The organism is Evansella clarkii (genome assembly GCF_002019695.1).
GTDB classification, from domain to species: Bacteria; Bacillota; Bacilli; order Bacillales; family Salisediminibacteriaceae; genus Evansella; species Evansella clarkii.
Genome location: NZ_KV917376.1, coordinates 2,731,955 through 2,746,359 on the forward strand (window position 1 = coordinate 2,731,955; position 14,405 = coordinate 2,746,359).

Genomic DNA, 14,405 nt, shown 5'->3' on the forward strand with positions numbered 1-14,405 from the left:
GAGTATTTTGAAATGGGAAAAATGTATTAGGTGTGGCAGTAATCGTGTAATTAGTCGGTCACCAACAGGTTGTTTGGGTATTGGCTTTTTTCTAGCTCTACCTTTTTTTATAACAGCAAATCATATTGGTGAGCCTACTCTTTTAGGAAATAATGACGAAAGTAATTTCTTAAGAGGAGCTATTGGTATCTTAATCCTGGCTATTTTGGTTATTTACTTTGGTAGACAATTGTACTGTAAAGATTGTGAATTGAGATGGAAACCATCTAAAAATAAATAGCAGGAAATAACTTCCTTTCTGTCGAAAAATGAAAGGCAGGAGGGAGGTGAAAATATGTATGCAAATAAGTTTGCTGAGTTGTATTCTACCTCATATGGTGGAGAAAAAAGAATTAGTGCAAAATATCAATTCGGGAAATTGTCAAGAGTAGAATTACACGGCCGGGTATTAGATTTAATCGAGAATATAAAAAAAGACAACTCAGTAGTTAACATTTATCTATATGAAGATGGTTTGCAAAAGAAATATCATAACTGTTATTGTAGGATTCAATGGGCTGATAAAAATGCCAAGTATGTTCCTGGCATATCAGAAGACGAAATAATTCATGGTGATATCTATATTAAGTGGATGTCTATGCATGATTCATTTAAGAGATTAATTGAAAAAGAAGAGGAATAACTTATTAGCACCCAATGAGGTGCTTTTTCTTTTGCAGGAAATAACTTCCTTTCTGTCGAAGTATCAGGAAAAGGAGGAGATATTATGGATGATATTTCAAGTCAAATGATTGAGATTTTAATAAATCAAAACAATCAATTTCAGAGTACTTTACAATTCGCGGTTAATGCAATTATAACAATTCTAGTTATTTTTCTTGGTGCTCAATTTTTCACCTTGAGGAGTCATAAGAAAGATGAATTAGAAAAAATTAAGTCGGAGATTATATTAAATTTGCAAAATAATTATATAAGTAATCTAAGAGAGGAGCTAAGGAAAGAATTAAAAGAAGAAATAGAAGAAGAGCTTGCTAACGATGTTTCTAGAAAGCTAAAAGAAATAAACCGAAATATAACAAGCTTAGAATTCGAAAATAAAGATAAAAATAGACAAATTGAGATTATAAAAATTGAATTAAAGATCTTAGAAGGAGGTTATTGGACCATTGAAAAAATTCATCTGAATGCATTATTTGCCTACACAGATGCAGGTAAAATTAGTCTAGGGGAAGAAGGAGGTTATGGACATCTAGAAGATATAATAGAAAAAATTGATAAAACACTAGATCACCTGGACAAAATAACATCCTACCATAAAACATTTGTGCAAGAAATGTTAAATAAATTGCCTGACAATTTTAAAACAAGTAAAGAAGCTCTGGAAAACAAATTACTTGGAAAGTAATAATGAGTACCTTTAAGGGTGCTTTTTCTTTTGCTCCAAAACAAACTCAATTGATCGCTGGGGGTGGGTGATGATGTAGTGGCTGAAAAATATATAAATGCTGAGAAAGATTACGTCAAAGGCATGAAATATAAAGACATTGCCGAGAAGTACGGAGTCTCTCTCAACACAGTGAAGTCCTGGAAAAAGCGTTATGGCTGGTTTAGAGAAAAGGGTGCATACAAAACAAAAAGGGTGCACACAAAAAGCAGGGGTGCTCCAAAAGGAAATATTAATGCCAAGGGTAATTCTGGTGGTGCTGCTCCATCTAAAAATGCCAACGCTGTTAAGCATGGATTGTTCTCCAAGTACCTTCCAGAAGAGACTATGGAGATCGTCGAGCAGATCGAGGACATTTCCCCTCTTGATATTCTCTGGATGAACATCAAGTTGCAGTTTGCTCAGATAATGAGGGCGCAGCAAATCATGCATGTAGTAGATAAAGAGGAAATGATTAAGGAAATTAAGAAAGAAAAAGAAAGCTTGGGAGATACTTCAAGTAGTTCAGAAACAGAATGGGAGTTTCAGTTTGCTTGGGATCGCCAGGCTACCTTTCTTAATTCCCAAAGCCGAGCTATGGGAGAGCTCCGCAGCATGCTTAAGCAGTTTAAGGAAATGGCTGATTACGATGATATGCGGATGCTGGAAGCTGAAAAAATGAGGGCTGTTATCGATAAAACTCTTATCCCTCATTATACGAACGTTAGTTCGTTTATGGAAGTCATTTATTATTGTCGATATATAACTAGTGAGTTAAAATTTAGGTAAGGAAGTCATTTAAAGTGAAAAGCCGGCAAATGAATTTGATCAAATAAATTTAGTGGGGTGTAATATATTTTTACGCATCCTCAATTATTATCATGTCCTTACTTTTGATAAAAAAGATTATTCCTAATAGAGGAGTTAATTAAATCGAGAGGATATTTATGTTATATTGATTCAGATAAGAATTCTGGAGTTAAAAACAAAAGATATGAAAAATATCTAGGGATTAAGCAAGATGCATATTGTTTACATGCACCTATATTAGATGAGCTCCCTAATATAGATGATTTATTAAAGGAGATCCCAGGTAGTGGAAATTTAAAGTTTGATCATAAAATAACTTGGCCTGAAATAGAAAATTCTAAGGCAGCTAAGGAATATAAAGATACAGTTGGCATCCAGGATGATTATGAAACCTCAATTAATATTAATTATAACGATAAAAGTATAAAAATAATTCCTAGTATTAATACTATTGAATCTAAATTAATGGACCAAGCTCTTAATTTAGATAATGTTTTTGAAAGGGTTAATCGGGAGTTTATAGCAAAAGATTATATTCTTAACAACCATCGACGCTTTACATTGCCCCCGTTTCTTGCGAAATTTAATGATAAATATATAGAGCCAATTATTATAGCAAATGTTTATGAAGTAGGAATGCTTACACTTCAGGTTATTTTTCCGATAGAATATAGTAAAATTCCGAAAGAACTCCCTGTTAAACCATTGGATATTTCCTTTGAGAGTATCGACTATTATAAACTTTTAAAATCATTTAAGACAAAAGATTTTTACGAAAAAGACACTTTAAGAAATCAGGCTGTCCCCGAAATTATTCAACGTTATATTTTACATCTTGAAAAAACTTGTCAGTCGGTTAAGTTTACTAATAATAATTTTTCTAGAGCTACCTGGATGCTTTGCGATTTAAAAGAAAATCAATATGTTAACCATGAAGAATTTATTAAAGAGAATAAGAATTATTATGTAGCACATGTAAAAAATGCACCTCGAGAGTATGTGAAGGCACTTTCAGAAGAAAGAAAAGATGAGATAATTAATCAATACGAGGTAAATCGAAAGAACAGTCGATTTATTTTATCTAAAACAGGTAGTGTTCTTAGTTTGGGGTATATGGATATTAAAGAGGCTGTTGACAATATAATAGATGATGCAAAAGTAGATACAGATACAGATGAAGAGGTTAAAGAAGTAAAAGCAAATTTATATAAGGAATTATCGCTTGAGTCTTTAATTCATATGTATCGCTTTTATGAATTAGGAGTTATTAAATATTTTTACTATAGAGCAATTAAGGAATTGTATTTTTTTATGTTAAGAGATTAATGTTAGTCCAAGAAAAAACTATAAGGGGTAAATCACTCTTCCAACTAAAAAGGATATTAAAATTGTAAACTATTTTAATAGGAGGAATAAAAAATTAATCCATTTTCAAAAGGAAGGAATTCGTCCTACAACTAGTTCCTTCCTTTTATTTATATATTATAAAAGTAAAAATTCTTTTCTCTTTTAAAAAATAACTAAATTGGTCATCAATTGGTCATCAATTTAATAAATTCTCGAAAAACCCTAAAAATGGCATAAATAAAAACCCTTATATATCAAGGGTTTGATGGTGTTTTTATGGTGACCCGTACTGGGCTCGAACCAGTGACCTCCACCCTGTCAAGGTGGCGCTCTCCCAACTGAGCTAACGGATCATTTTTTCTATGGCGACAATTAATAATATATACGATATAAACTGGAAAGTCAAGTGAAGTTTTATTAATAAAAATCCTTACTAAAGTGTAAAGTAATCCGTTTTTTAATGTGCTTCTCTTAAAAGATATATAAAAAAGTGAAACTCGTCAATTTTGGCGAGTTTCTTTATTAGGAGTAGAAAACTTTATTTATAAAATCTCGCTTTCTTGGAAAAGGGGTCACCGTAATGGCATCAAAACACGGTTTTCGAGATAAATTCCATTAAATATGATGTCTGTCCTTCCTTTAGTAATCGTAAAGGTAAAATAAAGAGAGATTTTTCGGTTACATGCAGCTTGAAGCTAGTTTAGGGGTGATATAAGGGGAGGTTTTCCGGTTATGCAAAGCAAAAATCTCCCGTTTTCGAATTTTTTGAGCTAATTTGCGGAATATCTACGTCTATTCATTAAATAGGGTACTTCACCTGAATTTCAACCGATAAGTGCAAACACTCCTGATTCTGCCTTGGGAATCAACACTTTGTATCGACCAGTTTAGAAGTACCCGTTCACGGAACTCTTTGGCTAAAGCAAAAGGCCTCATTTGTTGGTCTTAAAAAGATCATAAATATTTCTTAGTTTGGTCATAGTTTGGTCATTTTTCTGGATTATAGTGAAATGCGTGCAGAGAAATCCTGTACATACGCTCGTTGGTAAAAGGAGGTTGTTGTATAGCTAACAGCAATAAACTGGATAACAAATGAAAGTTTACTTTGTTCGTGGAAACACTTACTTTTAGAGGAGGATTACAAAATGGTCGAAGAACGTAATCAGAAAAAAGAAGAACGAAAACGAAATAAGAAGGCAGTGCCATTTGTTTTATCAACATCTATGTTAGCAGCAACTTTTTTAGCAGCAGGTGCTCCTGTTTCAGCTGATGAGCACGATGCAGAAGTGAAAAACCATGGTGAGATCGTCTCTTTAGTTGCTGAAACAATTCCTGGCTCTCCTGAAAAAGGATATATTATGGATGAAGTCTCTCAAGGCAACTATGAACTGGCTCAGGAAGCGCTTAGCGAGTATTTAGACGAGGAAGAAATTGTAACTATTCTTCCAGTTGAGGAAGCAAATATAGACGAAGCAGAGCAAGATGCAGAAGAAGATGTTGAAGAAGTAGCAGAAGAGCTTGTAGCTGCTAATCATGGTGATGTTGTATCTGCGGTAGCAGAAGTTCTTCCTGGAGGCCCGGAAAAAGGGGAAGTTATGAGCCAAGTGGCTCAAGGTGACTATGAGTTAGCTGCGGAAGTTCTGGGTGAGTATGGGGTAACACTAGTAATTGAAGAAGATGCAATTGAAGAAGACGCAGCAGAAGATGTAGTAGAAGAAGATGCAATTGAAGAAGATGCCGCAGAAGATGTAGTAGAAGAAGATGCAATTGAAGAAGACGCAGCAGAAGATGTAGTAGAAGAAGATGCAATTGAAGAAGATGCCGCAGAAGATGTAGTAGAAGAAGATGCATCTCTTGATGAAGATGAAATTGTTCAGGATCTTATTCAGCGCTATCAGTCTATCTTTGACAGTTATGATAACCTGTTAGATTATAAAGAACAGTACATTGTAGATTACTTACAATCTATAGGCGAACTTGATGGTACCGAAACAACAGATGAAGTAGAAGAAGAAATTGCACCTATCGTTGAAGGTATTGAAGAAGAGTTAGCAGATGCAGTAGAGGAAGATACAGTAACAGAAGAAGAGGTAGAAGAACTTGTAGCTACTAATCATGGTGATGTTGTATCTGCGGTAGCAGAAATTCTTCCTGAAGGCCCGGAAAAAGGGGAAGTTATGAGTCAAGTCGCTCAAGGTGACTATGAGTTAGCTGGGGAAGTTTTGGGTGAGTTTGGAATAACACTAGTTATTGAAGAAGACGCAGTAGAAGAAGATGCAACAGAAGAAGACGCAACAGAAGAAGACGCAGTAGAAGAAGACGCAGTAGAAGAAGATGCAACAGAAGAAGACGCAATTGAAGAAGAAGCGGTAGAAGAAGATGCAACAGAAGAAGACGCAATTGAAGAAGAAGCAGTAGAAGAAGATGCAACAGAAGAAGATGCAACAGAAGAAGACGCAGTAGAAGAAGATGCAACAGAAGAAGACGCAACAGAAGAAGATGTATCTGAAGAGAATAATGGAGTTGAAGCTGCAGTAAATGCAGATGCAGAAGCAGATACAACTATTAAAACTAACGGTTTTAATTTCCAGCCATATAATCAGTTAGTTCAATCTTATGAAAAAGTGAAAGATGCTTATGCAAACTTCATGTCATTTCTTAGGTAATACCTTTTGAATAAAATATTCCATTTGTGTGTTTAATTATAATCTCGAGCCCTGGTGAGTCACTGGGGCTCTTTTTTTTTATGCCACAGATTGGTTTAACTTGGGAAATTAGAGTGAAAAATATCCTGAAATAATAAATTATATTTAATATTACATAAAGCTTTTGTCTCTTTGCAGTCTTATAACAGCCTCAAAAAACAATGATCTTCCGAAAGTTAAATTGAACGGATTAGTAAAAGAGGTGTATAAAAATGTATAAAGTTTTAGTTGCGGATGATGATGATAATATTCGTGAAATAATAAAATATTACTTTATGAAGCACAAAATGGAAGTTAGAGAAGCAATTACAGGAAAAGGGGTGCTTGAAGTCTTGAAAACGTTCACTCCCGATGTCATTCTTCTTGATGTTATGATGCCTGAGCTGGATGGTTATGATGTTTGTCGTGAAGTAAGAAAAAAATCCGATGTTCCAATTATGATGTTAACTGCAAGAGACGATGAGGTTGACCGGGTGCTTGGGTTAGAGCTTGGAGCTGATGATTATATTACAAAGCCATTCAGTCTTAGGGAACTAATAGCCAGAATTAAAGCCATTTATCGCAGGATGGAGCCTTCTGCACCAGAAAAAGCGAGAAAAAGAGAAGAATACTTATATAATAATGGGAGCTTGAAAATTGACGTTAACAGGAGAGAAGTGATCGTTAAAGGAGAAGCGGTTAAATTAAAGCCTAAAGAATTTGATTTACTTGTTCACCTTGCAAAAGCTCCAGGGCATGTCTACTCAAGGGAAGCGCTGCTTGAGCAAGTATGGGGGTATGAATTCATTGGCGATATCCGTACAGTAGATGTGCATATTAAAAAAATTCGTAAAATGCTAAAGAAATATAATAATGATGTTCTCGAGACTGTGTGGGGTGTAGGTTATAGATTTCAAGAAGGGTTATAGACTTTACTCGTCGTATGTATATCTTACAACATAACGATTATCTTTCAGTTTTCGTATTTCCACACATGGACCAATTTCATAACCGTTGATCCAGTTATCTTCTATTTTTGCTTTTAAGCAGTCTGCCTGAAACTTAGAAGTAAATATTTGCTTCAAATAAATCCAGCGCGGCTTTTTGATTACGGGCTGCGGACTTTGCATAACGTGTTCACCTCAAAGTTTAATTTGCAATAACTGATGAAAAGAATATCACTATCTGGAAGATTAATCAAGAAACACCCCCATGAACTTAGTTCACAGGGGTGCTGGCATTTTTTGTAATTATCCAATTCGCTCTTCCCGGTCTTTATCGATGATTTCTTGTTCCTGCAGCTTTTCCTGGCGGTCTCTCAGCCTGTGGGCGAGACGGCCGGAAGCATTCGCTGCGATACTGCAGACGAGGTCATCGAGGAAGGTGTTAACCTCTTCACCTTTCTTCGTATCCAGCTCCTTGATGATTCCTACTTTTTCTTTATCAAGGTAACCGAAAGTAGTAACAGCAATACTTCCGTAGCCAAATACAGAACCGAAGGCGATCGTTTCATCTACTCCGAAAAGCCCTTCATCGGATTCAACAATTTCCTGCAGGGGCTGGGAAAGCTGTTTTTTTTCAGCAAGTTCATCCAGCTCAATTCCTACTAGTACTGCATGTTGTATTTCGCGCTTTTGCAGCACTTTGTTTACACTGTCCATGCAGTCTTCCATGTGTAAATCTTCATTAAAAGGGAGCTGCAGATCGTAAACGATTTGCGCGATTGACTCAATTGTTACGCCCCGTTTTTCTAATTTATCTCTTGTAGCCTGCTCGACTACATCACTTCTTACTGGTACTCTCTCTGGTTTTCTATCTCCCATTAAAATTCACTCCTTGGTACGACTTTTACGAAAGTTCGCTCTATTATGCCATTTTACCACAACTATTTTAAAATAGCGCTGGTCTGAAACTTGAATTCCCTTTAGCGGGAAAGACTAAACTTTCAGGGAGCGTTAACGAATAGCTGCTTAATTTTTGCAAAATCGTGAAGGTTTTTTTATAGTTAATGTAGAAGGTAAAAAAAGAGGTATCAGGAAAGACCGGAAAAATAGAATAAATTAAAAATTTTTGCCGGCTGTATTAACGTATAAACTCATACAGCTGCAATCAAGGAGGGAATTAAATGAGATACGGGATTGCTGCTTTTCCGTCAAAAAAATTACAGGACATTGCGAACTCTTACCGAAAACGATATGATTCTCATTACTCTAAAATCCCGCCTCATTTGACGCTGAAAGAAGCTTTCGATGCGGATGAAGAGGAAATGAAAGAGTTAGTAAAATATATACGCCAGGCTGCAAGAGAAAGCAGTCCGTTTGAAATGTGTGTGTACAAGTTCAGCTCGTTCCACCCTGTTACAAACACTATTTATATGAAAGTAAAAACAAATGAGGAACTTCTTGCTCTGCATGATAAGCTGAACAGCGGGCCGCTGGCTCAGGAGCAGCAATATACTTTTGTGCCTCATATAACAATCGGCCAGGAACTTGATAATGATGAGTGTTCCGATGTGAGCAGCAGGCTCAGGCTGGAGAGTCTCGACCATAAAGAAACAATCGACAGATTCTCTTTACTCTATCAGCTGGAGAACGGAACATGGACCGTTTACGAAACGTTCTTATTAGGAAAGGAAGTATAAATTTTGGAAGTACGGCTCGTCACGACAGAACAGGAATTAAAAGATGCCTATGAAGTCAGAAAAGTTGTCTTCGTAGAAGAGCAAAACGTGCCTCTCGAAGAAGAAATGGACTCTCATGAAAATGATTCTCTTCATTTTGTAGTGTATGATGAAGGGGAAAGTATTGGCGCGGGCCGTTTTCGGATTCTTGAAGGTTTTGGCAAAGTGGAGCGGATTTGTGTACATCCATCCCACCGCAAAAAAGGTGTCGGCGAAAAGCTGATGCGAAAAATAGAAGAAGCTGCAAAAGAGAATGGGGTAGCTGAAATTAAGCTGAACGCCCAGACTCACGCAGAGGCTTTCTATAAAAAAATTGGTTACACAACTCACTCCGACGTGTTTATGGATGCGGGTATCCCGCATGTAGCAATGAAGAAACAGATAATGTAAAGATAGAGACGGCTGATTTATTTAAGCCGTCTTTTTTTAATGATTCGAGAAAAAAGAGTTGGAGCGGTAACGCAAGAAGCTCTCGCGTACCCGCTCGGGAGAAAAAAGAGTAGGAGCGGTAACGCAAGAGGCTCTCGCATGCCCGCTCGGGAGAAAAAAGAGGTAGAGCGGTAACGCAAGAAGCTCTCGCGTACCCGCTCGGGAGAAAAAAGCGGTAGAGTGGTAACGTAAGAAGCTCTCGCGTGCCCGCTCGGGAGAAAAAAGCGGTAAAGAGGTAACGCGAGAAGCTCTCGCGTACCCGCTCGGGAGAAAAAAGCGGTAAAGAGGTAACGCGAGAAGCTCTCGCGTACCCGCTCGGGAGAAAAAAGAGTTGGAGCGGTAACGCAAGAGGCTCTCGCGTACCCGCTCGGGAGAAAAAAGAGGTAGAGCGGTAACGCGAGAAGCTCTCGCATACCCGCTCGGGAGAAAAAAGAGGTAGAGCGGTAACGCAAGAAGCTCTCGCGTACCCGCTTGGGAGAAAAAAGCGGTAGAGTGGTAACGTAAGAAGCTCTCGCGTGCCCGCTCGGGAGAAAAAAGCGGTAAAGAGGTAACGCGAGAAGCTCCAACGTTCCCGTTCTTCTGCCATATTTCAAAGTTCGGGCATGCGAGCCGCTACAGCTTACCATATCTACCCTAATTTTCTTCCATTCGAGCACACAATCCCCCTTATACTTCAAGCCATCTGCTAATGCTTGCCAGAATAAACTTTAAAAATCCAGAATTGTCTCTCTTCCCGCTGAATATTCCTGTAATAGCTCCTATGCTTGGCCGAAAGCCTTTGTGCATACTAACCATACAATGAAGATGGAGTGTTGCAGATGAGCAGGAAATTACTGATTTTCTCTGTTTCCGTAGGAGAGGGGCATAATCAGGTATGCAGAGCATTGCAGGAAGAATGGGAAGAGCATGGGGGAGAAGCGGAGATTATTGATGTTTTCTCTCTCGTGGATACTGAAACTGCGTCGAGGCTTAAAACTGCCTATTTCATATGTATTAAGAAATTCCCCCTGTTATGGGACGGAGTTTACAAAATGACCGATCTTCAAAGAATAGGAGAATTCATTCAGCCTTTATTGAAATTCTGGTGGGGGAAGCAGCTCCAATTTTTAAGTGACAAAGAATGTACATGCATTGCAGCTGTTCATCCTCTTGCCACACAAGTCGCGTCACTCATGCTCCAGCAGACAGAGCACAGGAATATCCCCCTATATTCAGTGATCACTGATTTTTCAACTCATAAACTTTCATTAACAAGCTGTGTTTCCGGAGTCTTTCTTAGTGAAAAGGAAGAAGCAGCAGAACTTCAGATGGCGTATCCACACTGTCGTTTTTACCCATACGGAATCCCTGTGAAAAAAGTATGGGAGGAACAAACTGAAAAACAGCTGATAAGAAATAAACTGGGGATCAGCAGCGGGAAACGAGTTTTGGTCGTATCAGGGGGAGGAGAAGGACTGACCCCTGAGAAAAAAATAAAAAAGCTGCTGCAGAAGGAACAGCAACCGTGGGAAGTTTACCTTTTCGGAGGGAAAGTTAATGAACAGAAGCCATGCAGACAAATTATTAATGGAGGATCTGTTCTCGTTTCCAAACCATTCACTTCTGACTATGTAGATTATGTAAAAGCGGCCGATTTAGTTATCTCGAAGCCGGGTGGTGTATCAATGGCGGAAGCTGTCTCTTCGAACGTTCAAGTGGGGATAATATCTCCTCTTCCAGGGCAGGAAAAAGAAAACCGGAGAGTATTAGCCAGCTATAATAGTGTCCATATTATTAACAGGAGAACATTATTGTCACATATCCTTAATAAACCTGATAATAGGCCGGTCTTCCAAAAAGGACGAGGGAATTCACGCAAACAAATTGTTCAGGTTATGATTGGTCAGGAAGTATATACACCTGCAAAAGCAGAGAACGGGGCTGAAGAGTTTTCGGAAAAATCAATGATTTTCCAATTGGGTGACACTTGCCAGCTCGAGGAGAATAAATTATAATAAAAAGAGAACATAAGTTCGGTTATCTTTTATTAAAGGAGGGATAGCAGGATGGAAGGTGTTCTGCGGAAAGCGCTATCCGGGAGGTATCCTGTTGTATTAATGTACCTTTCGGAAAAAGGGCTTATTTCAAAGCGTGTTGTTTCGGTGGAAAAATTTGATGACCAGTGGGTTCATGGGTACTGCCATCTGAGAAAGGCATACAGGAGATTTCAAGTGAAGAACATCCTTGCAGTCCTGCCTGCCTCATCAGAAAGAAGCAGCAGCAGAAATGCAGAAAAGCTGTAATGGAATTACAATAAAAAAAGATGGCAGACCTCTGCCATCTTTTTTGTGTCCTGATTTTTAAGGTTTTATTGGCGGGTCGCCGATAAAATCAGTATTTCGCCAATAAAATCCTATTTTCGCCGATAAACACTCAGGTTTCGCCGATAAAATCAATTTTTCGCCGATAAACCAAGCCACGCACTGCAATCGCCTCTGATTTTTACGCTCAGCGGTCAAGTGCTTGTCTTAAGTCTTCGATTAAATCTTCCGCATCTTCAATTCCTACAGAGATTCGGATTAATCCGTCAGTAATCCCTAGTTCGAGGCGTCGTTCCCTTGGAATAGAAGCGTGCGTCATTTTTGGAGGAAGGCTGATCAAGCTTTCTACAGCACCGAGGCTCTCTGCCAGTGTGAAGAATTTAGTTTTCCTCAATACTTCTTCCGCTCTTTCACCGCTTCCTACATCAAAGGATACCATTCCGCCGAAACCAGTTGCCTGGCTCAGGTGAATCTCACGTCCAGGGTGGTCTTCCCGTCCTGGATACCAGATCGTTTCAATGTCGTCGCGGTTTTCCAGGAACTTCACTATTTCTTTCGTATTCTTCTCTGTCTGTTCCATACGAAGGCCCAGAGTTTTAATTCCGCGAATTAGCAGCCATGAATCCTGCGGCCCTAACACTCCGCCAGTGGAATTCTGCACGAAATGAAGCTCTTCAGCAAGCTTCTGGCTGTTTACTACAACTAGTCCGGCAACAACGTCACTGTGCCCGCCAAGATATTTTGTGGCACTGTGCAGCACAATGTCAGCTCCAAGATCGATAGGGTTCTGGAAATATGGTGTGCTGAATGTGTTGTCTACGATGAGAAGGAGCGAATTCTCGTCAGCAATTTCCTTCATCACACGAATGTCAGTAATCTTCAGCAGGGGATTTGTCGGTGTTTCAACGTAAATAGCCACCGTATTATCCTTGATCGCTTCCTTCACTTTTTCAGGGCTGCTCGTGTCCACAAAGTCTACTTCAATATTGAAACGGTTCATCACTTTAGACATGAGGCGGTACGTCCCCCCGTACACATCATCTGTGAAAACAACGTGGTCCCCGCTTTTGAACATATTCAGGATTGCTGATATAGCAGCCATCCCGGAGCCGAAAGCGAAGCCTGCGTGGCCGCCCTCAAGATCACGAATCAGTGCTTCAAGTGCTTCACGGGTAGGGTTTCCTGTACGGGAATACTCGTACTTGAAGTTTCCTACGCCATTTTGCTTGTACGTGCTTACCTGATATATTGGTGTGGATACTGCACCAGTGAATTCATCTCCGACTATACCTCCGTGAATGAGCTGTGTTTTCTTTTTCATGTTTCATCCGTCCCTTCGTATATGCCTGTACTTAAATACCGCTCACTGCTGTCTGCAAAGACTGTGACAATGTGAGCGCCTTCCTTAGCGGTTTCCGCTTCCCTCATCGCTGCAGCAAAGGCAGCTCCTGAAGAACTTGCGGCAAGGAGGCCTTCTTTCTTTGTGAGTTCAAGCACCCATTGGAATGCTTCTTTATCAGTTATCGTGTGAATGGAATCGAAAAACCCGGTATCCATATAATCAGGGAGAAATTCCATGCCGATTCCTTCCGTACGGTGCGGCCCTGATTCTCCCCCGTTTAAAATAGATCCTTCAGGTTCAACGATGGAGGTCTTCACTGAAGGAAGCACTTCCTTTAAATATCTGGCAGTTCCCATAAATGTTCCGCCAGTGCCGGCTCCTGCCACAAAAACATCCACTTTGTTATCAAGGTCCCTGACAATTTCCGGTCCTAATCCTTTATAGTAGGTTTCCGGATTGGCCGGGTTGGCAAACTGAGAAGGGGAGTAGGAGTCAGGGATTTCCTTAAGAAGTTCCTTCGTTTTTGCAATAGCGCCTTTCATACCGTCCTCAGTAGGCGTATTTACAACTGTTGCCCCAAGTGCCCGCATCAAAGTCTGTTTTTCCTGGCTGAACTTTTGAGGAACGACAAAGATAACTTTTATTTCTGTTCCTACAGCAGCGAGGGCCAGGCCGATCCCAGTATTTCCGGCGGTTGGTTCAATGAGCGTGCCGGAAGAGCTGATCCGGTTATTATCCACCGCTTCCCTGATCAGCTCCTGGCCGAGCCTGTCTTTGACACTTCCGCCTGGGTTGAAAAACTCCAGTTTAGCAAAGATTCTCGCTTTATTTGGAATTTCAATATTTGTTATTTCAAAAAGTGGTGTATTACCGATTAACGAGTGGATTCCCTGGTAGATTGTCATAACGCTCACCTATGCTTCTTCAGCAAAAACGGCAGTCCAGCCATCTTTCTGGTCGAGCATATCTTTCGCCAGCTCCTTCGCGCCTTCAAGAGAATGGGAAGCAGCCCAGCCGCATTGTACTTCATTGCAGGCTGGAACTTCATCTGCTTCCAGCACATCTTTCAGTGTTTTTTCCACAAGCTCCAGCACGTTTTCCACGTTGTCATCGTTAATGACTGCGAGATAGAAGCCGGTCTGGCAGCCCATCGGACTAATATCAACGATCTGGGAATGATGGTTTCGGCTGAATTCCGCCATCATATGCTCTAAAGAGTGTAGTGCCGGCATTTTCATATGCTCTTTGTTCGGCTGTTTAAAACGGATGTCATATTTATAAATCTTGTCACCTTGCGCGCCTTCTGTTACCCCTGCAAGGCGGATATACGGAGCAGCCACCTTCGTATGGTCAAGATTGAAACTTTCTACATTCATTTTCTTAGTCATAA

16 protein-coding genes and 1 tRNA gene are annotated in these 14,405 nt (G+C 39.6%); 11 read left to right on the forward strand and 6 right to left on the reverse strand.

Translation table 11 applies throughout. The features are described 5' to 3' along the window. Positions 1 to 7: 7 nt before the first annotated feature. The 5 genes from BK582_RS26495 to BK582_RS12655 all read left to right on the forward strand — a co-directional run bounded on the left by BK582_RS26495 (position 8) and on the right by BK582_RS12655 (position 3,559). Positions 8 to 280: a DUF1385 domain-containing protein gene (locus BK582_RS26495; protein WP_139368245.1), complete on the forward strand. Its 273-nt coding sequence runs from the start codon at positions 8 to 10 to the stop codon at positions 278 to 280. Between the two features lie 54 nt (positions 281 to 334). Further along, positions 335 to 682 carry a hypothetical protein gene (locus BK582_RS12640; protein WP_078595385.1) on the forward strand — a complete coding sequence of 116 codons (348 nt, stop codon included), beginning with the start codon at positions 335 to 337 and terminating at the stop codon, positions 680 to 682. Between the two features lie 84 nt (positions 683 to 766). Further along, complete coding sequence (locus tag BK582_RS12645; protein WP_078595386.1) at positions 767 to 1,405, forward strand: hypothetical protein; 639 nt, start codon at positions 767 to 769, stop codon at positions 1,403 to 1,405. Positions 1,406 to 1,483: 78 nt separating this feature from the next. Further along, on the forward strand, positions 1,484 to 2,212 hold the full coding sequence (gene terS / locus BK582_RS12650; protein WP_078595387.1) for a phage terminase small subunit: 729 nt from the start codon (positions 1,484 to 1,486) through the stop codon (positions 2,210 to 2,212). Positions 2,213 to 2,698: 486 nt separating this feature from the next. Then, positions 2,699 to 3,559 carry a hypothetical protein gene (locus BK582_RS12655; RefSeq protein ID WP_078595388.1) on the forward strand — a complete coding sequence of 287 codons (861 nt, stop codon included), beginning with the start codon at positions 2,699 to 2,701 and terminating at the stop codon, positions 3,557 to 3,559. Between the two features lie 298 nt (positions 3,560 to 3,857). On the opposite strand, the gene BK582_RS12660 is transcribed toward BK582_RS12655, so the two are convergent. Continuing rightward, positions 3,858 to 3,933, reverse strand: a tRNA-Val gene (locus BK582_RS12660). Positions 3,934 to 4,725: 792 nt separating this feature from the next. Here BK582_RS12660 and BK582_RS27555 point away from each other — a divergent pair. Together BK582_RS27555 and BK582_RS12670 are read left to right on the forward strand one after the other, a co-directional pair. After that, the gene (locus BK582_RS27555; protein ID WP_139368246.1) at positions 4,726 to 6,246 is read left to right on the forward strand and encodes a hypothetical protein; all 1,521 of its coding nucleotides are present in this window, start codon (positions 4,726 to 4,728) and stop codon (positions 6,244 to 6,246) included. A 251-nt stretch (positions 6,247 to 6,497) separates the two neighbouring features. Next, positions 6,498 to 7,193 (forward strand): response regulator, encoded by a 696-nt coding sequence (locus BK582_RS12670; protein ID WP_078595389.1) that lies wholly within the window; start codon positions 6,498 to 6,500, stop codon positions 7,191 to 7,193. A 3-nt stretch (positions 7,194 to 7,196) separates the two neighbouring features. Here the strand turns inward: BK582_RS12670 and BK582_RS12675 are convergent, their stop codons facing one another. Both BK582_RS12675 and BK582_RS12680 read right to left on the reverse strand, forming a co-directional pair. After that, entirely contained in the window at positions 7,197 to 7,394 is a 198-nt protein-coding gene (locus tag BK582_RS12675; RefSeq protein WP_078595390.1) for a hypothetical protein, read from the reverse strand. A 120-nt stretch (positions 7,395 to 7,514) separates the two neighbouring features. Next, positions 7,515 to 8,087: a phosphatidylglycerophosphatase A family protein gene (locus tag BK582_RS12680; RefSeq protein WP_078595391.1), complete on the reverse strand. Its 573-nt coding sequence runs from the start codon at positions 8,085 to 8,087 to the stop codon at positions 7,515 to 7,517. Between the two features lie 302 nt (positions 8,088 to 8,389). Between BK582_RS12680 and BK582_RS12685 the strand changes: the two genes are divergently transcribed. From BK582_RS12685 to BK582_RS12700, 4 genes are all read left to right on the forward strand, one after another. Beyond that, a complete protein-coding gene (locus BK582_RS12685; protein ID WP_078595392.1) occupies positions 8,390 to 8,905 on the forward strand; it encodes a YjcG family protein in 516 nt (171 codons plus the stop codon). A 3-nt stretch (positions 8,906 to 8,908) separates the two neighbouring features. Then, positions 8,909 to 9,334, forward strand: coding sequence for a GNAT family N-acetyltransferase (locus BK582_RS12690; protein ID WP_078595393.1), 426 nt, complete (start codon positions 8,909 to 8,911; stop codon positions 9,332 to 9,334). An 857-nt stretch (positions 9,335 to 10,191) separates the two neighbouring features. Next, on the forward strand, positions 10,192 to 11,367 hold the full coding sequence (locus BK582_RS12695) for an MGDG synthase family glycosyltransferase (protein ID WP_078595394.1): 1,176 nt from the start codon (positions 10,192 to 10,194) through the stop codon (positions 11,365 to 11,367). Between the two features lie 51 nt (positions 11,368 to 11,418). Next, complete coding sequence (locus BK582_RS12700) at positions 11,419 to 11,655, forward strand: hypothetical protein (protein ID WP_078595395.1); 237 nt, start codon at positions 11,419 to 11,421, stop codon at positions 11,653 to 11,655. A 205-nt stretch (positions 11,656 to 11,860) separates the two neighbouring features. Here BK582_RS12700 and BK582_RS12705 read toward each other — a convergent pair whose 3' ends face one another. The 3 genes from BK582_RS12705 to BK582_RS12715 are packed head-to-tail and all read right to left on the reverse strand — an operon-like array spanning position 11,861 to position 14,403. Further along, positions 11,861 to 12,994 carry a bifunctional cystathionine gamma-lyase/homocysteine desulfhydrase gene (locus tag BK582_RS12705; RefSeq protein ID WP_078595396.1) on the reverse strand — a complete coding sequence of 378 codons (1,134 nt, stop codon included), beginning with the start codon at positions 12,992 to 12,994 and terminating at the stop codon, positions 11,861 to 11,863. Then, complete coding sequence (locus BK582_RS12710) at positions 12,991 to 13,920, reverse strand: PLP-dependent cysteine synthase family protein (protein WP_078595397.1); 930 nt, start codon at positions 13,918 to 13,920, stop codon at positions 12,991 to 12,993. Before BK582_RS12710 ends, BK582_RS12705 begins: the two co-directional genes overlap by 4 nt. Positions 13,921 to 13,929: 9 nt before the next feature. Continuing rightward, on the reverse strand, positions 13,930 to 14,403 hold the full coding sequence (locus BK582_RS12715; protein ID WP_078595398.1) for an S-ribosylhomocysteine lyase: 474 nt from the start codon (positions 14,401 to 14,403) through the stop codon (positions 13,930 to 13,932). Positions 14,404 to 14,405 lie beyond the last annotated feature (2 nt).